The 22063-nt window shown below is 65.3% G+C and carries 21 protein-coding genes; 6 read left to right on the top strand and 15 right to left on the bottom strand.

Features of this window, described 5'->3' with window-relative positions; all coding sequences use genetic code 11:
* The first annotated feature begins 9 nt into the window (after positions 1 to 9).
* Entirely contained in the window at positions 10 to 996 is a 987-nt protein-coding gene (hslO, locus tag SMD31_RS10950) for an Hsp33 family molecular chaperone HslO (protein ID WP_320500876.1), read from the top strand.
* A gap of 24 nt (positions 997 to 1020) precedes the next feature.
* Here hslO and SMD31_RS10945 read toward each other — a convergent pair whose 3' ends face one another.
* Together SMD31_RS10945 and SMD31_RS10940 are read right to left on the bottom strand one after the other, a co-directional pair.
* Positions 1021 to 2802, bottom strand: a complete 1782-nt coding sequence (locus tag SMD31_RS10945) for a HAMP domain-containing sensor histidine kinase (RefSeq protein ID WP_320500875.1) — start codon at positions 2800 to 2802, stop codon at positions 1021 to 1023.
* Between the two features lie 223 nt (positions 2803 to 3025).
* Positions 3026 to 3553, bottom strand: coding sequence for a hypothetical protein (locus SMD31_RS10940; RefSeq protein WP_320500874.1), 528 nt, complete (start codon positions 3551 to 3553; stop codon positions 3026 to 3028).
* Positions 3554 to 3766: 213 nt separating this feature from the next.
* Between SMD31_RS10940 and SMD31_RS10935 the strand changes: the two genes are divergently transcribed.
* On the top strand, positions 3767 to 4372 hold the full coding sequence (locus SMD31_RS10935; protein ID WP_320500873.1) for a hypothetical protein: 606 nt from the start codon (positions 3767 to 3769) through the stop codon (positions 4370 to 4372).
* 14 nt (positions 4373 to 4386) lie between these two features.
* Positions 4387 to 4680 (top strand): 4a-hydroxytetrahydrobiopterin dehydratase, encoded by a 294-nt coding sequence (locus SMD31_RS10930; protein WP_320500872.1) that lies wholly within the window; start codon positions 4387 to 4389, stop codon positions 4678 to 4680.
* Positions 4681 to 4738: 58 nt separating this feature from the next.
* On the opposite strand, the gene SMD31_RS10925 is transcribed toward SMD31_RS10930, so the two are convergent.
* Positions 4739 to 5251 carry a PAS domain-containing protein gene (locus SMD31_RS10925; protein WP_320500871.1) on the bottom strand — a complete coding sequence of 171 codons (513 nt, stop codon included), beginning with the start codon at positions 5249 to 5251 and terminating at the stop codon, positions 4739 to 4741.
* 157 nt (positions 5252 to 5408) lie between these two features.
* Between SMD31_RS10925 and SMD31_RS10920 the strand changes: the two genes are divergently transcribed.
* The gene (locus SMD31_RS10920) at positions 5409 to 5894 is read left to right on the top strand and encodes an ASCH domain-containing protein (protein WP_320500870.1); all 486 of its coding nucleotides are present in this window, start codon (positions 5409 to 5411) and stop codon (positions 5892 to 5894) included.
* Here SMD31_RS10920 and SMD31_RS10915 read toward each other — a convergent pair.
* From SMD31_RS10915 to cobA, 4 genes are all read right to left on the bottom strand, one after another.
* On the bottom strand, positions 5891 to 7078 hold the full coding sequence (locus SMD31_RS10915) for an MFS transporter (RefSeq protein WP_320500869.1): 1188 nt from the start codon (positions 7076 to 7078) through the stop codon (positions 5891 to 5893). The genes SMD31_RS10920 and SMD31_RS10915 overlap by 4 nt on opposite strands.
* A 255-nt stretch (positions 7079 to 7333) precedes the next feature.
* Positions 7334 to 7912, bottom strand: coding sequence for a HupE/UreJ family protein (locus SMD31_RS10910; protein ID WP_320500868.1), 579 nt, complete (start codon positions 7910 to 7912; stop codon positions 7334 to 7336).
* A gap of 146 nt (positions 7913 to 8058) precedes the next feature.
* Positions 8059 to 9381 carry a cobyrinate a,c-diamide synthase gene (locus tag SMD31_RS10905; RefSeq protein WP_320500866.1) on the bottom strand — a complete coding sequence of 441 codons (1323 nt, stop codon included), beginning with the start codon at positions 9379 to 9381 and terminating at the stop codon, positions 8059 to 8061.
* Between the two features lie 7 nt (positions 9382 to 9388).
* Entirely contained in the window at positions 9389 to 10228 is an 840-nt protein-coding gene (gene cobA / locus SMD31_RS10900) for a uroporphyrinogen-III C-methyltransferase (RefSeq protein ID WP_320500865.1), read from the bottom strand.
* Between the two features lie 69 nt (positions 10229 to 10297).
* Here cobA and SMD31_RS10895 point away from each other — a divergent pair, with 69 nt between their 5' ends.
* On the top strand, positions 10298 to 11416 hold the full coding sequence (locus SMD31_RS10895; RefSeq protein ID WP_320500864.1) for a cobalt-precorrin-5B (C(1))-methyltransferase: 1119 nt from the start codon (positions 10298 to 10300) through the stop codon (positions 11414 to 11416).
* A gap of 56 nt (positions 11417 to 11472) precedes the next feature.
* Here the strand turns inward: SMD31_RS10895 and SMD31_RS10890 are convergent, their stop codons facing one another.
* The 5 genes from SMD31_RS10890 to SMD31_RS10870 all read right to left on the bottom strand — a co-directional run bounded on the left by SMD31_RS10890 (position 11473) and on the right by SMD31_RS10870 (position 14969).
* A complete protein-coding gene (locus tag SMD31_RS10890) occupies positions 11473 to 11802 on the bottom strand; it encodes a hypothetical protein (protein ID WP_320500863.1) in 330 nt (109 codons plus the stop codon).
* Positions 11803 to 12139: 337 nt separating this feature from the next.
* On the bottom strand, positions 12140 to 13405 hold the full coding sequence (locus SMD31_RS10885) for an MFS transporter (RefSeq protein ID WP_320500861.1): 1266 nt from the start codon (positions 13403 to 13405) through the stop codon (positions 12140 to 12142).
* Between the two features lie 5 nt (positions 13406 to 13410).
* Positions 13411 to 14169, bottom strand: coding sequence for a precorrin-4 C(11)-methyltransferase (gene cobM, locus SMD31_RS10880; RefSeq protein WP_320500860.1), 759 nt, complete (start codon positions 14167 to 14169; stop codon positions 13411 to 13413).
* A gap of 18 nt (positions 14170 to 14187) precedes the next feature.
* A complete protein-coding gene (locus tag SMD31_RS10875; protein ID WP_320500859.1) occupies positions 14188 to 14574 on the bottom strand; it encodes a cobalamin biosynthesis protein in 387 nt (128 codons plus the stop codon).
* A complete protein-coding gene (locus SMD31_RS10870) occupies positions 14574 to 14969 on the bottom strand; it encodes a GFA family protein (protein ID WP_320500858.1) in 396 nt (131 codons plus the stop codon). Before SMD31_RS10870 ends, SMD31_RS10875 begins: the two co-directional genes overlap by 1 nt.
* An 83-nt stretch (positions 14970 to 15052) precedes the next feature.
* Between SMD31_RS10870 and cbiB the strand changes: the two genes are divergently transcribed.
* The gene (cbiB, locus tag SMD31_RS10865; RefSeq protein WP_320500857.1) at positions 15053 to 16021 is read left to right on the top strand and encodes an adenosylcobinamide-phosphate synthase CbiB; all 969 of its coding nucleotides are present in this window, start codon (positions 15053 to 15055) and stop codon (positions 16019 to 16021) included.
* A 102-nt stretch (positions 16022 to 16123) separates the two neighbouring features.
* On the opposite strand, the gene SMD31_RS10860 is transcribed toward cbiB, so the two are convergent.
* The 3 genes from SMD31_RS10860 to cobN all read right to left on the bottom strand — a co-directional run bounded on the left by SMD31_RS10860 (position 16124) and on the right by cobN (position 22063).
* A complete protein-coding gene (locus SMD31_RS10860) occupies positions 16124 to 17581 on the bottom strand; it encodes a cobyric acid synthase (RefSeq protein WP_320500856.1) in 1458 nt (485 codons plus the stop codon).
* 145 nt (positions 17582 to 17726) lie between these two features.
* Positions 17727 to 18347 (bottom strand): cob(I)yrinic acid a,c-diamide adenosyltransferase, encoded by a 621-nt coding sequence (cobO, locus tag SMD31_RS10855; protein ID WP_320500855.1) that lies wholly within the window; start codon positions 18345 to 18347, stop codon positions 17727 to 17729.
* Positions 18344 to 22063, bottom strand: coding sequence for a cobaltochelatase subunit CobN (cobN, locus tag SMD31_RS10850; RefSeq protein WP_320500854.1), 3720 nt, complete (start codon positions 22061 to 22063; stop codon positions 18344 to 18346). The genes cobO and cobN overlap by 4 nt, the downstream gene beginning before the upstream one ends.

Genomic DNA, 22063 nt, shown 5'->3' with positions numbered 1-22063 from the left:
ATGATGGGCATGGAACCTAGCAGCATCACCCCACCCATCAGCGACTTCGTCCAACCATTCCAGATCGAGGGGCACGGCGTCCGTGGACGCCTGGTGCGCCTCGATGGTGTCGCCAGCGAGATCATCGCCAAACACGCCTATCCGGAACCGGTAGCGCATCTCCTCACCGAGATGATGGCACTTGCCGCGGTGCTCGCCGCGACCTTGAAATACGAGGGCGTCTTCACCCTGCAGGCCAAGGGCAACGGTGCCGTCCGCGTGCTGGTAGCCGATGTGACGTCGGGTGGCGCTGTGCGCGGCTATGCCCAGTTCGACAAGGATGCGGTGGCGGCGATACCGGCGGCCTCCGCCAATCTCATGCGTCTTACGGGCGGCGGGTATCTCGCCTTCACCGTCGACCAGGGCGAGCATGCCGAGCGTTACCAGGGCATTGTCGAGTTGGAAGGGCAGAGTCTGGTTGACTGCATCCACCATTATTTCCAGCAATCCGAACAGCTGCAGGCCGCCTTCAAGCTGGCGATCGAGAATCATCCCGGCGGCTGGCGTGCCGGCGCCATCATGCTGCAGCGCCTGCCCAGCCAGGGCGGACATCACCGCCCGGAAGGCGGCGGCTGGACGCCGGACGGATCGAAGCCCCATGACTGGCAGGGTGGCGAAGGCAGCAGCGACATCGACGGCGAGGAAGCCGAGGACGCCTGGCGGCGCGCCGTGGTGCTGATGGCCAGCGCCCAGGACAAGGAATTGCTGGGGCCCGAGACCGGCATCAACGATCTGCTCTACCGCCTGTTCCACGAAGACGGTGTGCGCGTCTTCACCGGCCACGCGCTCAAAGCGCAATGCCGCTGTTCGCGCCACCGCGTCGAGAATGTGCTGCGCTCCCTGGGCAAAGAGGAACTCGACGATCTGGCCGTCGATGGCGCCCTCATCGTCACCTGCGAGTTCTGCAACAGCGAATACCGCTTCGCGCGCAGCGACGTGAAACCGCCTGTGGACTGACCCCGCGCCGGTTGGGCTGATCGCTCAATCGGCCGGAATCAGCACCGGGTCGAAGACATGCTGCGACCGCTCCGGCGGGGGGAAGCGCAGGTGAATGGTGGTGCCGCGGCCAAGCTCGCTCTCGACGCTCACCTCGCCGCGATGCATCTCGACCAGATTGCGCACGATCCAGAGGCCGAGGCCCAGCCCCTCCTCCTTGCCGGCGACCATCGGATCGCCGCGCGAGAAGCGCTCGAAAATGCGCGGCAGGATGTCGGGCGCGATGCCCGGCCCCTGGTCGCCGACCGAAACGCCCAGCCCGCCATCGCCCAGGCGCTGCAAATTGAGCAGCACCCGCGAATCGCGGCCCGAGAATTTCACCGCATTGGTGAGGAGATTGTTGAGGATCTGCAGCGCCGCGCGGTGATCGACCACCCAGGGCGGCAGATCGGGCGCCGCTTCCAGCACCAGCCGGATGCGTTTGACGTTGGCGGCCGGCTGCACCAGGGCAATGGCCTCGCGCGCCAGCGCCTCGGCATTGTGCGGCTCCTCCAACAGTTCGACCTGGCCGCTCTCGATCTTGGCGGTGTCGAACAGCTGGTCGATCAGCTTGAATAGCAGCGTGCCGCTGTCGCTGATATGCTTGACGCATTCCAGATGCTTCTCGTTCTCGACCCGGCCGCCGATCCCCAGGCGCATCATGTCGGAAAAGCCGATGATGGCATTCAAGGGCGTGCGCAATTCGTGACTCATGTTGGCGAGGAATTGCGATTTCGCCCGGCTCGCCTGTTCAGCGGCGTCGCGCGCCTGGCTCAGTTCCAACATGTGGCGGCGGAACATGTTGGCGGCCTGCTTGGCAGTCGATGCATGCGCGCGCTCGCGCTTGATCTCATGGCGCGCCAGCAGGAACAGCACGGCGCAGAGCAATGAAAAGCACAGCCCGCCCACCAGCACCGTGTTGGCAAGGTTGCGATTGGGCCCGCCCTGGAAATTGGCTGCCACGGTCCAGCTCAACTGCCATTCGGCATCGGCAAAGACGAGGCGCGTGGTCAGCACCAGCGGCACCTGCCCCAAGGCGCCCTGCACCGCATTCGCGCTGGCCTCGCCGGGCAGGGGCCGATAGGCGACCGGGTAGACCGTGCCATTGATCATCGCCCGGTGCGAGACGGCAAGCTGCAGCCCGCTTGGCACCTGCGTTGCCACGAAATTGGCGAGGATATGCTCGAGATCCAGCGGCGCCACCAGCAAGGGCGGCGCAGCACCGCCCTTCAGTGCCACGAACAGCGCAAAGCGCGGGCCGATCATGTCGTTGAACACCGGTTGCGGCGACATCATCAGGCGTTGCGGCTGCTGTGCCGCAGGCTTCACCGCAGTGGCAAGACCCGGCCAGCCGCCGGGCTTGAGGCTGTTCGGTCCATAGCGCGTGAAACCGGTCGCAAAGGGGATCTGATACGTGCCGCTCTTATCCGCCTGCAGATAGGCGATGGCGATGTCGGACGGGTCGGTATCATTGGGCGCAAGGGCTGCAATGGCGCGGTCGAATTCCGCGCGCTCGACATTCTCCGAACCCAGGAACAGGCCGGTGATCGCGCGGAGCGGCGGCTGCGTCGCCCGCAGCGCATCGGCGAAGCCCCGGTCGAGCCGCTCCGTCTGATTGCGCGCCACTTCCTGCCAGGCATCGTCGGCGCTGCGCAGCAATTCGGTATAGACCGCAAAGGTGGCAAGGCAGCCGATGACGAGGATCGCGAGCGGCACGGCCAGAAACAGCGGGGCTGCATGAAAGCGCGCCGCGATGGGCCGCATCTCCTCCCCTTTGGCGAGGGGCATGGGCGCCGCATTCTGGTTCACACCTGCCAGCGCCCCATCGCCTTCTCGGCCGGCCGGAACCATCAGCCACCCGCCGGTGGCAACTGCGCCGCCGCATGATCGTCTTGCTGACATGGATGCTGTCCAAACATGCCCCGATGATCGCGCGGGCAGTCAGGACGCGCAAGGTTAATTGATTTCTAACGTATTAGGAACATTGGCTTATTGTCGGATTTGACAGCTCTCAGTGCAATGCCACGGAGGGCATTTGGTAGGGCGCCGCTGTCGCCTCGTGCGCGGCCGCCACCGCCGGCATGCGCAGTTGCTTTTCCCCTAAGAGGTGAGCAAAGCGATAGAGCGCGCGAAAGCCGATGCGCGCGGCTGCCGGCGGCAGCCACTGGCGCAAGGCGGTATAGGCGCCAAAGGCATTGTCCGCCTGCGCCGCCGCCACGGCCTCCTGGAACAGGGTTTCGTCGGCGCTCACCAGGCGGCACTTCATGCAGCGGATATCGATCTGCCGCGCGGCGGAGGTGGCGACGAGCGTGAACAACTCATCGAGCGCGTTTTCTGCAGCGCTGAGTTCGAAGCGGCGGAAGGTGTCGCCGCTGACCGTTGCAAAGCTCTGGTCGAGTTTCAGCGCCGTCACCCAGGCCCGCGCCGCCCAGATCGCGAACTGGGCGGCAAACGGCATCGAGTCGAGCGCCCGCTCGGCACCGCCATCGCCGGTGGCCGCGTCGAGATCATGGGGGCAGGCATTGTCATTGGCCGCCATCGGCAGTGTCCTCGCTTTATTCCATCCCCCCCGTCAGCCACGCACCCTACCGGCCCGTTCCTCTAATTGCAAATGATTTGCAATTGCATCCTGTTGCTGCACCTTTACCTGCGGCGGCCGTCCTGGCAGGGTCGCTGGCCGCCCCTGCCGGAACGACTGCCGCCTTGCGTGGTTGAGGCAGGGATTTCATCAGTCCATGGGGCCACAGCCAGCATGATTGCCGCCAAGAACCTGCTCCGCACCACCCTCCTCAGCACCCTCCTCGCCGCCGCCACCCTGCTGGCCGCCTGCGACACCCCGCCGGAGCGCCAGCATTTCCCCGAGATCACGTTCCAGCATCTCCCCGCCATCAAGCTCGACGTGGCGCAGATCGAGATCGTCAACAATTACCGCGCGGCCGATCACGCCGACGACAATGCCGCCGATTACCCAGAGAAGCCCGAGACGCTGGCAACGGAATGGGCACGCGACCGGCTGCAGGCCGTGGGCCAGCGCGGGCAGGCCACCTATACGATCATCGAGGCGCGCGCCGTGCGCGTACCGCTGCCGCGCTCATCCGGCGTCAATGCCGCGCTGAAGACCGAGCAATCCGACCGCTTCGATCTTTCCATCACCGTGAAGCTCGAAGCGGGCAACCCGCTTTCCGGGAAGTCCGGCAGCCTCACCGAAACCGTGACCCGCTCGCAGACCGTGCCGGAAAACATGACGCTCAATCAGCGCGAGGTCGTGCTCTTCAACCTGCTCGATACCGCGATGAAGGATCTCAACACCCGGCTCGAAGCCAGCATCCCGCAATATCTGGGTCCGCTTATCCGCTAGAGGAATGTATCAGCATGATCGCCAAATTGACCGATCCGGAACGGGTCGCTGCCTTTGCCGAGCTTTCCGCCTGGCAGAAGGTCGACGGCCGCGACGCCATGCAGCGCAGCTTCCGCTTCAAGGATTTCGTCGAAGCCTGGGGCTTCATGAACCGCGTGGCGCTGCTCGCTGAAAAGCAGGACCACCATCCCGAATGGTCCAATGTCTATAACCGCGTCGAGATCCTCCTCACCACCCATGACTGCAAGGGCCTCAGCGCCCGCGACGTGACGCTCGCCCGTGCTATCGATGCGCTGGTCGGGAAGTAGACAGCAACGAGACCGAAATCGCGTCCAGTGACGGTTGCCGCCGCATTACGGCTGTGCTTCACCCCACCGGCAGATCATGCGACGCGAACAGGAAATCTTCCATCGACAGACACCGATCGACGCGGCTGCCGTCGGTGCTCAGCGGCAGCATCACGACCTCGCTGCGGCCGTGGAGGTTGCGCGCCAGCGGCCATGAATCGATGCCGTAATGCGGCAGGCCCGTTTCAGCCACGCGGCGATAGGCGCGCGAATAGCGCTCGGTCACGTCCCAGCGCATGTCATCGAGATAGGCACCGGTGAAATCGAGCTTGTTGAACTCGACCACGCGTGTGCCCACCAGCCGGTAGCGCACGCGGAACGCCGCATCGATTTCCGTCAGCACGATATTGGGCAACAGGTCCTTGATGGCAGCTGGGTCGATATCGGCGCGTAGCGGCACCCGGCCGTCGATGCTGCAGCCGTGCCAGTAGGCGACCAGCCGCGCAATGCTGGACGAGGTGATGGTATCCGGCGAGGTGGTGAAATCCGGAAAGCTCACGACCGTGTCGAGCCCATCCGCCAAATCGTTCATCAGTCGCACTTATCCAAAACAGCCCAGCATCTTCGCCTGCTGTCGATTTACCCGGCATTGCGCACCAAGCCTAGCACAATCGTCGTGACGGCAAGGCTGCTTTGCCTTGACCGGCTGGTCAGTTGCGGCAAAATGCGCCGGAGCAACCGAGGCAGCCATGACCGACCCATTATCGCATCGCGCCGAGCACATGGCCTTCTGGGCGCAAGCACGCCGCGAGGTGCCTTCGCTGCCGGCCGAGATCGCTGCCGACATCTGGTTCTTCGGCGACAGCCCGGAACTCGCCGCATCCTTGGCGGAACTGGTCTTGACTGGTCCCAAACGCGCGACGGCCGGGCTGCTGGCCGAAATGCAGGCGCAAGGCGTGACCCTTCCCGCGGTCGGCGGCTACAGCCTGGTGACGGACTATCATGGCGCGCCGCTGATGATCCTGCGCTCGACCCAAGTCGACATCCAGCCCTTCGAAACGGTGGATGCCGATTTCGCGGCCGCCGAAGGCGAAGGCGATGGCAGCTTGCGCTATTGGCAGGACGCGCATGAAAGCTATTTCAAGCGCAGCTGTGCCCGGATCGGCATCGACTGGCGGCCGGATCTCGACGTCATCTGCGAACGCTTCGAGCTGGTGTTTCCGCGCCGCCGCTAGAGGCCGCGCGGCAGCTTCAAGGCCAGCAAGCAACACACCAGGCCCATGCAGCCATTGACCAGGAACACGACGGGCAGTGGAAAGAAACTGAGCAGCACCGCAAAGACCGCCGGCGGAATGAGTGCCGCGGCATCACGGTAGATGCTGAAGACCATGGTCATCTGCGGTCGCTCCCAGCCGCGCACGGCGCGCAGGAAGGTCACCACAGCAACCGAATCCAGCGACACCGACCCGACTGCCGAGAGGATCAGCATCAAACTGGCAAGGTCCGGCCGGTCGCTGAACCAGACGAAGGCGAAGGTCGAACTGGCGACCCACAGGAAGGCACCGCTGATGAAGCGCCTGAGGCCGATGCGCCGGCCGAGCCAGCCCAGAAACAGGCTGACGAAGAGCAGCGCCGTGCAGGAGGCAATGAGATCGCCCGCCTCGACCGCCGGTTTGCCCGCCTGCACCAGATAGATCGGCGCATAGGTGAAGAGTGTCACCCACCACATCTCGCGGCCGAAATTGAGCACCCAGGCCAACGTCAATCGCTTCTGCCTGAAATAGCGGCCGATATTGCGCAGCGGCGTGAAGGCACCGCCGGTCGCCACCGGTGACGGTGCCTGCAGATTGAGCGCCCGGAAATAGAAGAACAGAAGCACCGACGCGGCGATCGAGACGGCGAAGGGCAGCAAGGGCGAGATCTCATAGAAGCGGATGCCGAGGAACGGTCCGCCCACCCAGGCCGTGGCCGAGAAGAACGTGCGCAAGGGCTCCGATTTGGCAAGGTCCCGCTTGTCGATGAAAGCAGCGATATAGATGTTGAGGAGACCCAATAATCCTGCGGCCGCCATCGCCCGCATCATCCAGCCCAAACCGAACCCGGCGATATGCTGCGAGGCCATCAGCAATGACGCCACACCCAGCATGCCGATCACCAGCAGATAGGACGCCTTGGGGCGCCAGCGGTGGATGATGCTGGGCAGCACCAGCGCCATGCAGACACCGGCGATGCCCACCACGGTCACGGCGACGCTGACATTGCGCGCCGAACCCAACAGGTGCAGCGCCTCCAGCGGAATGACGGGGGCGATGATGGCCCGCGCGATCGAATCCAAGGTGAACAGGGTCGCAAAAAGCACCGGGCCCGGCCGCGTGACGAGGGCGTGCCAAGGGCGGTCGGCGGCAAGGGCGATACTCATGGGGGCGGTCGGTTCGGCGCAAATGAATGGGACCGCGCCATCATAGCGATTGGCCCGGCCACCGCGACTTACGCCTTTGCATAGCGGGTATCTGTCCGGCGCGGTTTGCCAAAGAGCCAGACGGAAGGTAACCAGCCCCCTCTCCCCCACCCTCCCCCCAACGTGGGGGAGGGTTAGGGAGAGGGGGCATGCGTGACGACTCTTGCCCGAATTCGTCTAGGCCGCGCTGCAAGGCTCGACGGTCGCACCGAAAATTTACGATCCGCTAACCATTGCGAGACCTGCCAGCGCAGTAAGAACCCCTGCCGCGCGCAACACCGCCGGCCGCGCAAGGCGGAAAACCGCGAGACCGAGCCCCAGGCCGATAGCATGAAGCATGGCGGTCGATAGAACGAAGCCAGCCGCATAGCCCCAGACGGAAGCCATCGCCGGCAGCTCAGTCCCATGCGCATGGCCATGGAAGAGGGCCATCAATGCGATCAGCGCGGCAGCGGTGCCTGCCGGCAGGCGTGCGCCGAACCCCACCAACATGCCGATGACGACGACCGATCCGGCAATGCCAAGCTCGACTTCCGGCAGGGGAAAATTCATCAGCGCGAGGCCCGCGCCCAGCACCATCGTCGCAACGAAGGCCAAAGGCACCAGCCACAAATTTCGGCCGCCAAGCTGGATGGCCCAGATGCCGATGCCGGCCATCACCAAGACGTGGTCCAGGCCGTTGAAGGGATGGCTCAGGCCCGCCACGAAGCCGCTGGCGTGAAAGCCGGTATGGGCGAAGGCAGGGGTAGCCATGAGCGTGAGGGCGGCGATCGCCGCAAATCGAGTCAGGGTCATGATCGTCCTCGGGCAACGGGTGAAGGATTGCCTCGTGACAGATCCGCGTGCGCCTTTATCCCTGACAGCGTCTTTTCTTGGTCGTCGCGCGTCTCAATCAACAGAGGGCCCCAGGGTGCATGAAATGCGGGACCCTTGGCAAGCGCTCAGTCCGCCACGCGATCGATGAGATGCATGAACGATCCCATGACGCTGCCGACCCGCCGCCCGACCGGGCCCAGCACGCGCCCCCGCGCATCCTCGGCCGTAAAAAGGGCCGGGGCATCGCCTTCACTGACGATCGTCGCGTAATGGAATTCATGGCCGCGGAAAACCGCCCCGGCCTTGCCAAAGGGTGTCGCCGCCAACGCCTGCGCCGCGCGGTAGCCCAGATGCAGCTTGCGCGCGGCGAAACTGGTTTCGACCGGCAGCAGTCCCGCCATCGCGTGCCGTTCGCCCTTGGCATCGGTGAGATGCGTCCCCAGGGTCATGTAGCCGCCGCATTCGCCATAGATGAAGACGTTGCTGGCCGCTGCATGTCGCAGCCCGGCAAGGAATCGGGCATTGCCGGCAAGCTGTCCGGCATAAAGCTCGGGATATCCGCCGGGCAGGACAATGGCGTCGGCATCCTCTCGCGGCGCCTCGTCATTCAAGGGCGAGAAGGGAATGATCTCGGCACCGGCCAGCGCCCAGGCTTCGCGGTGAAACGGATAGGTGAAGGCAAAGGCCGCATCGTCGGCCAAGGCGATGCGCTGGCCTGGCGGCGGCAGCAGCGGCGTTAACGCTGCATCCGTCGCCGGCAGATCGCCCGCCGCCGCGACGATGGCATCGAGGTCGAAGGCATCGGCAAAGCTTGCCCGTGCTGCCGCGAAGAAATCTTCGAGCGCCGTCATCTCCCGCGCCTGCACCAGGCCGAGATGCCGCGATGGGACTTTGAGGGCCGGCACATGCGGCAGATAACCGAGGACCGGCACACCTGCGGTTTTGGCGGCGTCCTGCAGGATCTCCCGGTGCCCGGCGCCACCCACATTGTTGAAGATGACACCCGCGATCTTCAGCGCCGGGTCGTGGCGCGCGAGGCCTTCGATCACGGCGCCCGCCGTTGCCCCCTGCCCCTTGGCGTTGATCACCAGCAGCACCGGCAGCCCCAGCTTTTGCGCCAGCTGCGACGAGGAGCCGTTGTTGCGGATGTCGAGGCCTGGGATGCCGTCGAAGAGGCCCATGACGCCCTCGACGACGAGAAGGTCGGCGCGCGCCGCCTGCTGCGCCATCAATCCTTGCAGCACCGTCGGACGCATCGCCCAGATATCGAGGTTGAAGCAGGGTTTGCCCGTGGCCGCGGCATGGAAATCGGGATCGATGTAATCCGGTCCCGCCTTGCAGCCGGCGACATTGACGCCGTTGGCGCGCAGCAATGAGAGCAGGCTCAGCGTGGTGAGGGTCTTGCCGCTGCCCGAAGACGGTGCGGCGATGAGGAGGCCGCGGGTCAAGACGGGATCAGCCGACCTGGTCGCGTTGACGCTGGCCGAGCGGATCGGGGATGAGCTTGCGCCCGTCCATGGCACCCAGCCAATCCATCGCCGCGCGCAGCTTCACCACTTCACCGATCACCACCATCGCCGGCGGTTCGATGCCGGCCGCCGCGACATCCGCAGCTGCCCGGCACAACGTGGTCTCCAGCACACGCTGTTCCCGCGTCGTCGCCTTGGCGATCACGGCGACCGCGGCATTCGGATTGCGCCCGCCGGCGATCAATCGCTCGGCGATACGTTCGATATGCTTCAACGCCATATAGAGCACGATGACCGGCGCGCCCTTGGCGAGCGCCGCCCAATCGACCGAATCCGGCACCTCGCCGGTGGCATCGTGACCGGTGACGAAGGCCACCGCCGAATTGCTGTCGCGATGGGTAACCGGGATGCCGGCATAAGCCAGGCCGCCGATGCCGGCCGAAATGCCGGGCACGATGCGGAACGGGATGCCGTTCTCGACCAGGGTCAGCGCTTCCTCGCCACCGCGGCCAAAGACGAAGGGGTCGCCGCCCTTGAGGCGCAACACGCGCTTGCCCTCGCGCGCCAGTTGGACGAGGCGCAGGGAAATGTCAGGCTGCTTCGAGGACGGCTTGCCGCCGCGCTTTCCCGCATATTCGAGGACGGCGCCGGGGCGGGCGAGTTCCAGGATCGACTTGTCGACCAGCGCGTCATAGACGATGACATCGGCCGAGCCGAGGCCCCGGACCGCCAGCATGGTGAGGAGGCCGGGATCGCCGGGACCGGCGCCGGTCAGCCACACCCAGCCGGGTTCGATGCCCGGCAATGTCGCAAACAGCTTATTCATAGCGGCTAAATTAGCGCAGGATCGCCGCCACACTAGCCAGCAAAAGACATCGGCCCATAAAATAGCGTCATGACCGACAAAAAAACGACAGATGCGGCCCCGCGCCGCCCAGAAGGGGCCTTGCGGCGCGGCTGGACCACCGGTTGCTGCGCCACCGCAGCCACCAAGGCCGCTTTTTCCGCCCTTTTGAGCGGAAACTGGGCCGATTCGGTCACAATTACCCTGCCAAAGGGCGAAAAACCGGCCTTTCCATTGGCTGAACCGTGCCTGGAGGGTGATTTTGCCGAGGTTGGCATCATAAAGGACGCCGGCGACGACCCGGATGTGACCCATGGCGCCCATATCCGCGCCCGGATAAGGCGGTTACCCCCCGGCAGCGGGACCGTCTTCAAGGCGGGCGAGGGCGTCGGTGTGGTCACCAAGCCGGGCCTGCCCATTCCGCCCGGCGAACCCGCCATCAACCCCGCCCCCCGCGCCATGATCGAGGCCGTGCTGCAGGACGTGGCCGCCGCCCACGGCACGCATCCGGACGCCGAGGTGACCATCAGCGTCATCGGCGGCGCCGAGATCGCGCGGGCGACCTGGAACCCGCGCCTTGGCATTGTCGGCGGCATCTCCATCCTGGGGACGACCGGGATCGTGCATCCCTTTTCCTGCGCCGCCTGGATCGCCTCGATCCATCGCGGCATCGACGTCATCCGTGCGGCGGGGCAAACCCATGCCGCCGCCTGCACCGGCTCAACGACTGAAAGCGCGGTGGCAGCGCGCCATGACTTGCCCGATTTCGCCTTCATCGACATGGGCGACTTTGCGGGCGGCGTGTTGAAATATCTGCGCCATCATCCGATCGAGCGCCTGACGCTGGCCGGTGGCTTTGCCAAGATGGCAAAACTCGCCGAAGGCCATCTCGATCTTCATTCCGGCCGCAGCCAGGTCGATCTCGGGCGTTTGGCCGAACGCGCCGTGGCCCTTGGCGGCGATGCCGCGCTCGCCACCGCGATCCGCGCCGGGAACACGGCGATGGAAGCCTTGGCGCTGTGCACCGAGGCAGGCATCCCGATCGGTCATGACATTGCAGCTTCTGCGCAGGACGTGGCGCTCACCGAATCAGACCACAGGATCGCCATCGAGCTGCTGGTCTATGACCGCAAGGGCCATCTGGTCGGCGAGAGACCATTCAAGAAATAGTCTTGGCAGAAAAAACCCGGCGGCGCGAACGCCGCCGGGTGTTGCCTGCATTGCCGTTAGAGATGGCCGCCGCGCCCGGTGGTGCGCGCATAAGGTGCCTTGGCGGCCGAGACCGCCTTCTTCACCGTCGCCTTGCGGTTCGACGGCACCGCCTTGGTGACGTCCTCGACAATGGCACCGGAGAGTTCCGGATGCGCCCGCACCGCACGGCGCACGGCACTGCCCAGCTGACGCTCGGATGCGTTGTCGAGTGTCACGCCGGCCGGCAGATTGGCCGAGACGACGGCAACGGCATCACCCGCCGCCCCCGTTTCGGCCAGTGCTGCGCTGCTACCGACCGCCAGCATGAGTGCCGCACCGGCGATGAGATGAGAAATACGTGTCATGTGACTTCCTTCCGAAGTTGCCTGGTCGATTGTTGACAACCGCGTTTGCGCGCGGCGTATTCCGGCAACTGGCGGCTCCACGCCCTGCTTTCCATCCCCGCACTCGCATGGCGACCGGCGGAATTTGCAGTCCTCGTATTTCACATGTCGGCCTGTTGTTTCAGCAGCCGCTGCCACATGCAGCACAAGTTATTGAAGGGGCTGGATTGTGCGGAACCACCCGCGCATCTGGCGCGGGCCGGCCATGCGCCATCATGCCTCGCGCGCATAAGCACTATCGACTGCGCTGATATGGAGAAGCGCCAGTTATGCCGATGAATTGGGCATTATGTGACGGTTATGTGACGCGCGCGGCGGCGATATCAAGGTCTTCGATGTGGCGCAGATGCCGCACGTCGGAACAGAAGGCGACGATCGGTGCAAAGGCATAGCCAGCGACCGCGATCCACATCACCGCATGGACGCCGATCTGTTCCGCCAGCAAGCCGCCGAGCAATGCCGCAAAGGGCAATGAGGCATCATTGACCAGCCGCGTCGTGGCACCGGCGCGCGCCAGCAACTCCGCCGGCACGCGGTGCTGGCGCAAGGTCCGCTCCACCACCATGAAGAAGCCCGTGCTGCCATCGGCGAGGAGTTGATGCGCCATCAACAACGCCATGCCGGCCCAGGGGGCAAGGCCCAGCGCATGACCCGCCAGCGGCACGCAGAGATAGCCGGCAACCTTGACCGTATAGGCAGCGATCAGGCCCGGCCCCGGCGGCAACCGCTTCACCAGCCGGGGAACGGCCATGGCACCGATCAGGCTGGCAACGCCGCCGACGGCAACGACCAGCCCCAGCTGAAACGGTGTGAGACCCAGATTCTCAATCGCATAGAGCACATAGAACGGCCCCAGCAAGCCACCGAAGAAGGCGCGGATGAAACGCGCATAGAGCAGCGGCCGCAGGATCGAATCATGCCACAGCACGCGCAGGCCGTCCTTGATCTCGCGCGTGAGGTTGGGCTGGCGACGCGCTGTCGGCACCGGTTCCACGGCGCGAATGCGGCCAAGGCAAATGGCCGAAACCAGATAGCTCACCGAATCGATGAGGATGGTAAGCGGCCCGCCGATCGTCTGCACCAGCAAGCCGCCCAAGGGTGGGCCGACGATCTCGGTCGTCGCATCGGTCGTCTCCTTCACCGCATTGGCCTTGAGAATCTGCGGCCGCCCGACGAGGCCTGGCAGATAGGCCTGGTCGGCGATGTCGAAGGCCAGCGTCGCCGCCGACACGAAGAACGCCACGACGACCAGCTGGGTGATGCTGAGGGCATCGAGGAGATAGGCGATCGGCACCGAGAGCAGAAACAGGAAGCGCAGCAGATCGGCAATGATCATCCCCGGGCGGCGGCGGATGCGATCAAGAAAGGCGCCGGCATGAAGCGCCATCAGCAAGGTCGGCAGGGTTGCAGCGATGGTGAGGCCGCTCATCGCCAGGGGCCCGGCCCCCAGCACCAGCACGGCGGTCAGCGGCAGCGCCTCACGCGCCACCTTCGCCCCCATCTGCGAAACACCAAGGGCTGCGATGAGCGCCTTGAAATCAGCCTGCCGCCACAGCGCACGCATCAAATCTACTCGGTTCGGTAAAGATGCTGATGCGTCGCGTTATAGAGCTGGCTGTCCTTGAACGTCACCTGCCCGAAGACGCGGCCGACGAAAATCAATGCCGTGCGCGCGATGTCGCTGCCGGCGAGCTTGCCCTCGATATCGGCCAAGGTGCCGCGCACGACGGCTTCATCGGGCCAGGAGGCGCGATAGACGACGACGGCCGGACAATCGGCGCCGTAATGCGGCGTCAATTCCTTGACCACCTTGGCGATGCTCTTGACCGAAAGATGCAGCGCCAGTGTCGCCCCGGCCTTCCCGAGCGTCGCCAGATCCTCGCCCGGCGGCATGGGGGAGGAGGCCCCCTGCACCCGCGTCAGGATGACCGACTGGCTGATGCCGGGCAAGGTCAGTTCGGTCTTCAGCAAGGCAGCGGCGGCGGCAAAGGCCGGCACGCCGGGGATGATGTCGTAAGCGATGCCCAATTCGTCGAGCCGCCGCATCTGTTCGCCGATGGCGCCGTAGATCGACGGGTCGCCTGAATGCACGCGGGCGACGTCCTGGCCCTGGTCGTGTGCTGCCTTCATCTCGGCGATGATCTCATCAAGGTTGAGCGGCGCCGTGTCGATCACCCGCGCATCCTGGCGCGCACAATCGACGATGGCGCGCGGCACCAATGAGCCGGCATAGAGCACCACCGGCGACTGCTCAATGAGGCGCCGCCCCTTCACTGTGATGAGGTCCGGATCGCCGGGGCCGGCGCCGATGAAATGAACGATGGGCATGCCGCTTTATGGACCGGATCACCCTGCCCGGGCAATGGCACAGGTGACGCCCTTGCCGGCCATCTTCGGCAGGACCAGCGTCGCCTCCGCCCCACCCGCCGCCAGCGCCGCCGCTTCCGCGACACCATGACAGCCCATCTGCCGGAAAACGACTTCCGACGGGTTCTTGAGGCGCGGCGTCTCCGCCTCCAGCTCGGCTGCGCTGAAGTAACGCACGGGAACGCCCAGTTCCCTGGCAAGCGCCGCGACGAGGCCGGCCTCGGCCTTCTGCACGATGGTGGCAATTCCGGCGATCTCGGCCGCCGTCACACCGGCCTGCGCCAGCGCATCCGTCACCGCTTGCGCAAGATCGGCAAAGGTCGCGGCACTTTCATGCCCGACACCCAGGAAAGTGGGCTGCATCATCAATCGCCCGCGTGGCGCGGCAGATCGTCCCGCGTATCGAACCAGGCGACCTGTTCTTCCGTGTGCCAATGCGCCTGCGGCACCAGATCGTCGGGACGGTCGAAGACGCCGATATGAAGGTGGATCTCGTCGGCGAACCTTTCCGCCTCATAGCTCAGCGGCGTACCGCAGGTCGGGCAGAAACGGCGCGTGACACCCGGCGAGGAATGAAATGCGGTCGGCAGCGCCGCCGTCCATTGGAAATGCCCGGCCACAGGAAAGGCGGCGAAGCTCGCGACCGCCCCGCCGGTCTGGCGCCGGCAGGAAAAGCAGTGGCAATGGAACACCGAACGCGGCTCGGCCGTCACGACGAACCGGACCTTGCCGCACAGGCAACCGCCTTCATACCGCGCCATTGTCATCCTCCTGCCGCGATCACGGGCATTTCCGGCGCAAGTGGGCTTGACGTCCCGGGAGGGATGCGCAGGATCGCCCCATCATGACCGACCTTATGCACCCCATCGCCCTCAGTCTTGCCATCATCGCCGACGCAACCCTCGGCGACCCGGCCTGGGCCTATCGCCGTGTCCCGCACCCGATCGTCCTCATCGGCCAAGTCATCGCATGGGCCGACCGCCGCTTCAACCGGGAGAGTGCCGGTGCCGCCGCCCGGCGGCGCGCCGGCCTTGCCGTCTGTATCGCCCTGACCCTTGGCGCCCTGCTGCTTGGCTGGATTGGGCAGGCGCTGTTGCTGAAGCTCCCCGGCGGCCCGCTCTGGCTGGGCCTCGTCATGTCCACGCTCATCGCCCAGAAGAGCCTCTATGCGCATGTGGCCGATGTCGCCAAGGCGATGGAACTGTCCGGCGTCGACGGCGGCCGCATCGCCGTCGCCCGCATCGTCGGGCGCGATCCGGAGGCGCTTGACGAGGCCGGGATCGCCCGCGCGGCCGTCGAGAGCCTTGCTGAGAACTTCTCCGACGGCATCGTGGCGCCGATCTTCTGGGGCCTGGTCCTCGGCCTCCCCGGGATGCTCGCCTACAAGACCATCAACACGATGGACAGCATGATCGGCCACAAGACGCCGCGCCATCTCGATTTCGGCCGTGCCGCCGCGAGGCTCGACGATCTCGTCAACCTGCCGGCCTCGCGACTTTCAGCGCTGCTGCTGATCCTCGCCAGCCTTGTCCAGCGCGGCGCCCGTGCCGCTGCCGCCTGGCGCGCGGTGTGGCGCGATGCCACGCGCCACAAATCGCCCAATGCCGGCTGGCCGGAAGCCGCCATGGCCGGGGCACTCGGCCTCGCCATCGCTGGCCCCCGCCGCTATCACGGTGTTCTCGTCTCCGACCCCTGGATGAATGACGGCGGCCGCTGGCAACTCAAAGCCGCTGACATTCGCACCTGCCTCGCCCTCTATTGGCGCGCCTGCGCGGTGCTGGGGTTGGTCGTGTTGGGTTGCGCGGCGCTCTAACCATTCAGTCGTCATGGCCCGCTTTAGGCGGGCCATCCACGAGTTTATCGACAACACGACGAAAGCGACTCGTGGATCCCCCGCCTTCGCGGGGGATGACAATCAACGCGAACGCGCCATCTCCAGCATGCGGTCGAGATCCGCATGGCGCTCCAGATGCGCCGCCAGGTCATCCAGGGCCTGCTCGACACCAAGCTCATAGGCGACGCCGCTCTCTGCGCGTGTACGTAGTCCATTCAAGAACGCATGGCGGAAGGCATCGGCTGCAAAGAGGCCGTGCACATAGCAGCCCATGACGCGGCCGTCGGCTGAGATGGCGCCATCCGGCCGGTTGCCGATGCTGAGGAACGGCCGTGCGTCATCGGGTCCAGCGGTGACACCGACATGCATCTCATACCCGGCAACATCATGACCCATCGCCCGCGCCTTCACTTCGACCAGCGCCTTGGCGTCGGTCAGCGTGGTGACGACATCGAGCAGCCCCAACCCGTCGCTGCCCCCCTTCGGTCCCTCGATCCCGCCCGGATCCTCGACGCGCTTCCCCAGCATCTGATAGCCGCCACAGAGGCCAAAGACCGCACCGCCGCGCCGGTGATGGGCCTGGATGTCGATGTCCCAGCCCGTCTCATAAAGCGCCCGCAAATCGGCGATGGTGGCTTTTGAGCCCGGCAGCAGGATGAGGTCGGCATCGCCCGGCAATGCCGTGCCGGGGCGCACCAATTCGACGCTCACATCGGCTTCCGCCCGCAGCGGGTCGAGATCGTCGAAGTTGGAAATGCGCGGCAGCTGCGGCACGACGATCTTGATTGGCGCGTCCTTGCCCTTGTAGCCGCTAAGGGCCACGGCATCTTCCGGCGGCAAGCGTTCGGCGCCATGGAACCACGGCACCAGGCCTAGGGCTGCGAGGCCAGTCTTCTCGGCGATCAGCTTCATGCCCTCGGCAAAGAGCGCCGGGTCGCCGCGGAACTTGTTGATGAGGAAGCCCTTGATGCGCGCCGTCTCCTGAGGGGGCAGCAGCTTCACCGTGCCATAGATGCTGGCAATGACGCCGCCCCGGTCGATATCGCCCACCAGCACCACCGGCAGATCGGCGGCTTCCGCAAAGCCCATATTGGCAATGTCGCCAGCGCGTAAATTGATCTCGGCCGGCGATCCGGCACCCTCCACCAGCACCAGATCGGCCTCTTGCGCCAGATGCTGGTAGCTTTGCAGCACGGCGTCCAGCAGCTGCGGCTTCAGGCGATGATAATCGGCGGCCTTCGCGTTGCCGAAGATCTTGCCCTGCACGATGACCTGCGAGCCCACATCGCTCTGGGGTTTGAGCAGCACCGGGTTCATATGCACCGACAGCGGCACGCGGGCGGCGCGCGCCTGCAACGCCTGCGCCCGCCCGATCTCGCCGCCATCGGCCGTGACCGCCGCGTTGTTCGACATGTTCTGCGGCTTGAACGGCCGGACTTTCAGCCCACGCTTGGTGAACGCCCGCGCGAGACCAGCGACGATCAGCGACTTGCCGACATCGGAGCCGGTACCTTGGAACATGATGGCGGGGGTTTTCATGGAGCGAAGATACCCCCCTCCCCGACCCTCCCCCTCAAGGGGGGAGGGAGTTCGCACCCAGCATGGGCGGAGGCTCGTTCTAGTCCTCTCCCCCCTTGAGGGGGATAGTTAGAGAGGGGGGTATAAGTGACGGATGCGGCCAACTTCAGAACTCGACCCCGGCCTGTGCCTTCACGCCGTCGCGGAAAGGGTGCTTCACCATTTCCATCTCCGTCACCAGATCGGCGATGGCGATCAGCTCCTCCTTGGCGTTGCGCCCGGTCAAACAAACATGGAGACCGGGCCGCTTGGCTTTGAGGAAATCGAGCACTTCGTCGATCGGCAGATAGTCATAGCGCAAGGCGATGTTGATCTCATCCAGCAGCACGAAGTCGAAGCTTTCATCGGCGATCATGCGCTTGCCTTCTTCCCAGCCGGCGCGGGCAAAGGCGATGTCGCGGGCGCGGTCCTGGGTTTCCCAGGTGAAGCCTTCGCCCAGCGCCTTGATCTCGATCTGGTCGGGAAAACGCTCCAGCACGGTGCGCTCGCCGGTATCCCATTTCCCCTTGATGAACTGCACCACGCCGACTTTCATGCCGTGGCCGATGCAGCGCAGCACCATGCCGAAGGCTGCGGTCGATTTGCCCTTGCCCTTGCCGGTATGGACGATGATCAGGCCCTTTTCCTGGGTCTTGTCCGCCATCATGCGGTCGCGCGCTTCCTTGCGCCGCGCCGCCTTCTCGTTGGCCCGCTGATTAAGATCGTCGCTGTTCACCGATTCCGTCATGCTGCTTTGCTCCCATTGGACCAGGCATGAAGCCGCATGCCGGCCGAGTTCGATTTGGCCTGCCACAGGCCGCGCGTCTGCGCTTCCAGCAGGCGGTCGGCGATCTCTTTCAAGGCCGCCGGATTGTGTTTCTCGAGGAAGTCGCGCACCGTCTCGTCATCGAGATAGGCTGCGTAGACGGCGTCGAAATGATGATCCGCCACGCAATCGGCAGTGGCCGCGAAGGCAAAGAGATAGTCGACCGTGGCCGCCATCTCGAACCCGCCCTTATAGCCGTGGCGCATGACGCCGTTGATCCATTTCGGGTTGACGACGCGGGCGCGTACGATGCGGGCGATCTCTTCATCGAGCGCCCTGACCTTCGGCGCCTCGGGGCGTGAATGGTCGTTATGCCACACCACCGCGCGCTTGCCGGTCAAATGCGTGACGGCCGCGGCGAGGCCACCCTCGAACTGATAGTAATTGTCGCTGTCGAGCAGGTCATGCTCGGCATTGTCCTGGTTGTGCAGCACCGCCTCGACCCCAGTGAGACGCTGCGCGAAAAGCTGCTGCTGCGCCTCGCCGCTCGCACCCTGCCCATAGGCATAGCCGCCCCAGGCCAGATAGGCGCGCGCCAGATCGCCGGTCTCCGACCAGCCCTTCTCATCGATCAGCGTCTGCAGCCCGGCGCCATAGGCACCGGGCTTCGATCCAAAGACGCGGTAGCCGGCGCGGCGCACGGCATCGACGTCAGCAACGCCCTGTGCCACGAGGCCGGCGCGTTCGCTGCGGAATCGTGCCGCCAGCGGGTTGAGATGATCCGGCTCGTCGAGGTTCGCCACGTCCCGCGCCGCCGAATCGAAGAGATCGATCTGCGCCGGGAAGGCATCGCGGAAGAAGCCGGAGACGCGCAAGGTCACATCGACGCGCGGCCGCCCAAGGACAGCGAGCGGCATGATCTCGAATCCGGCCACGCGGCCTGATCCACCGGGATCCCAGCTCGGCTTCACGCCCATCAAGGCCAGCGCCTGGGCGATGTCATCGCCGCCGGTGCGCATATTGGCGGTCCCCCAGGCCGAAAGCACGATGGCCTTGGGCCAGGCACCATGTTCCTGGCGGTGACGATCAAGCACGAGGAGCGCCGATTGCCAGCCGAGACTCCAGGCGGTCGGTGTCGGCACCGAGCGCGTATCGACCGAAAAGAAATTGCGCCCCGTGGGCAGCACATCCAGCCGCCCGCGTGTCGGCGCGCCGGAGGGACCCGGCTTGACGAAGCGCCCGTCGAGCCCACGCAAGATGCTGGCGATTTCCGCATCGCCGCACCCCTGCACACGCAGGCGCAGATCGTCTTCAATGAAGTCGAGCACAGCCGCCGTGCGCGTCCAGGCCGGGTCGCAGGCCTGCTGATGCGACACCAGGGCGAGTGCCAGCAATTCCAGCCGCTCGACCGTATCGCCGGTCAGCCGCCACAGATCATCGCTTACCCGCTGCAGGGCGTCCGGCCGGGCACCGTTCCACGCCTCGCCGAGCTTGGCATCGAGCGGGTCGAAATCGAGGCCGAGATCGGCGCCGAGCGCCCGGATCAGCGATGCGCCGCGCCCCTCGCCCTTGCCGCGCGGCAGGCGGGTGAGTGCCACCAGCAATGCATCGAGCATGGCCCCTTCCGGCGCCTTCCCGAAGATATGGAGGCCGTCGCGGATCTGCGCCTCTTTCAATTCGCACAGATGATTGTCGAGCTTGGCCAGGGCCGTGTCGGTATCGTCATCCACCAGCACGCCGCAATCGGCTGCCAATCCCGACGACATGGCGAGATCGAGGATCTGGCGTTTCAAATCGACACAGCGGCGCGGATCGACCTGGCTCGCCTCGAAATACTCATCGACCAATCGTTCGAGATCGCGGGTCGGGCCATAGCTTTCGGCCCGCGTCAGCGGCGGCGTCATGTGATCGATGATGACGGCCTGGGCGCGGCGCTTGGCCTGCGCCCCTTCGCCCGGATCGTTGACGATGAAGGGATAGAGATTGGGCATGGGCCCGAAGATCGCCTCCGGGTAGCACAGGTTCGACAGCGCCAGCGACTTTCCCGGCAGCCATTCGAGATTGCCGTGCTTGCCCATATGCACCATCGCCAGCGCACCGAACTGGCGCCGCAGATAGGCGTAGAAGGCAAAGTAATAATGCGGTGGGACCAGGTCGGGGTCGTGATAGCTGGCCGTCGGATCGACGTCATAGCCGCGCGATGGCTGAATGCCGATGACGACATGCCCCAGATCGATCAGGGGCAGATCGAAGCCGTCGCCGGCATAGTTGGGATCCTGGTTGAAGCTGCCCCAGCGCGTGATCACCGCCGCCTGCATCGCCGCCGGCAGGCTCGCAAAGAACGCCGCATAATCTGCGCCGGTGAGGCGGAAGGCACCCTTCTCGCGCGCAATCAGGCGCGTCATCAGCTGGTCGCCATCGGTCGGCACGGCTGTGATGTGATAGCCGGCGCCCTGCATCGCCTTCAACACTTCGATGGTGCCGGCCGGCGTGTCGAGGCCGACGCCATTGCCGATGCGCCCATCGCGGTTGGGATAATTGGCGAGCACCAGCGCCACGCGCCGGCCCCCGACCTGCGTGCGGCGCAGTTTCACCCAATTGGCGGCAAGATCGGCGACGAAATCGATCCGGTCAGCCACCGGTTGCGGCGCCACGATGGTGCATTGCGTCGCTGCGTCAAAATGCTGTGCCGATTTCCACGAGATGGCGCGGGTCAGAATGCGACCGTCGAGTTCCGGCAGCGCCACCTGCATGGCAAGATCGCGTGGGGACAGCCCGCGCGGGCTGCCCTGCCACTGCGCATGGCTTTCGGAAGAGAGCACCACCTGCAGCACCGGGTGATCGCCGCCATCAAAGGGTGTGGCAAACTCGGCAGCACCCGGCTGCGAGATGGCAAAGCCGGTGCAGTTCAAGGTCACGTCCGGTGCCGTCTCGGCATAAAGGTCGCGGATGAGATCGGCCGCCACCGCTTCTTTGAGCGAATTGACAAAGATGGGGAGCGGATTGATGCCGCGTGCCGCCACGGCGCGAATGAGCGCCTCGATCGGTGCCAGCGTGCCCGCCTGCAGCAAGGCGCGGTAGAAGACGATGCCGGCGACCGGGGCACCCTGCCGCCAATAGGCTTTGAGATCGGCAAGGCCGAGGATATCGGCACCCGGCCAATATAGCCCGGCACGCAGCAGCTGCCGCGGCTCCGCCCACTCACCAGGATAGCCGATCAGCGCCGCTGCATAGCGCAGGAAATTCTCGGCATTCGTCTGGCCGCCATGGATCTGGTACTGCCACAGCCGGTGTGCCGCATCCTCGTCGATCGTCGAGCGGCGCGACAACTCCGGGTCCGGCTGGTCGTCGCCGGACAGGGCCGCGAACTGGCTGCCCCGCGCCTGGGCATTGAGCGCCAATTGCTCGACCCCGTAAGGCCAGTAGCGTTCGCCGCCGATGAGGCGCAGCACCACCAGCTTGGCATGGGCCGCCACCTGCTCGATGTAAAGATCGACCGACATGTGGTGCTGCAATTGCAGCAGATTGACCAGGCGCAAGGTCGGCTTTGGCTGGGGCAGCGCCGCATGCGAGGCGGCAAGGGCCGCAAGCTCGGTATCCGCCGCACTCAGCACCACGATCTCGGCCGGCGTCTGGCCAAGATCGACGGCTTCACCGCCATCGCTGATCGTTCCCGGTTTGGCGGCGAGGAGATGCAT

Source organism: Dongia rigui (assembly GCF_034044635.1).
GTDB lineage: Bacteria > Pseudomonadota > Alphaproteobacteria > Dongiales > Dongiaceae > Dongia > Dongia rigui.
This window is presented reverse-complemented; position numbering and strand designations above follow the sequence as displayed.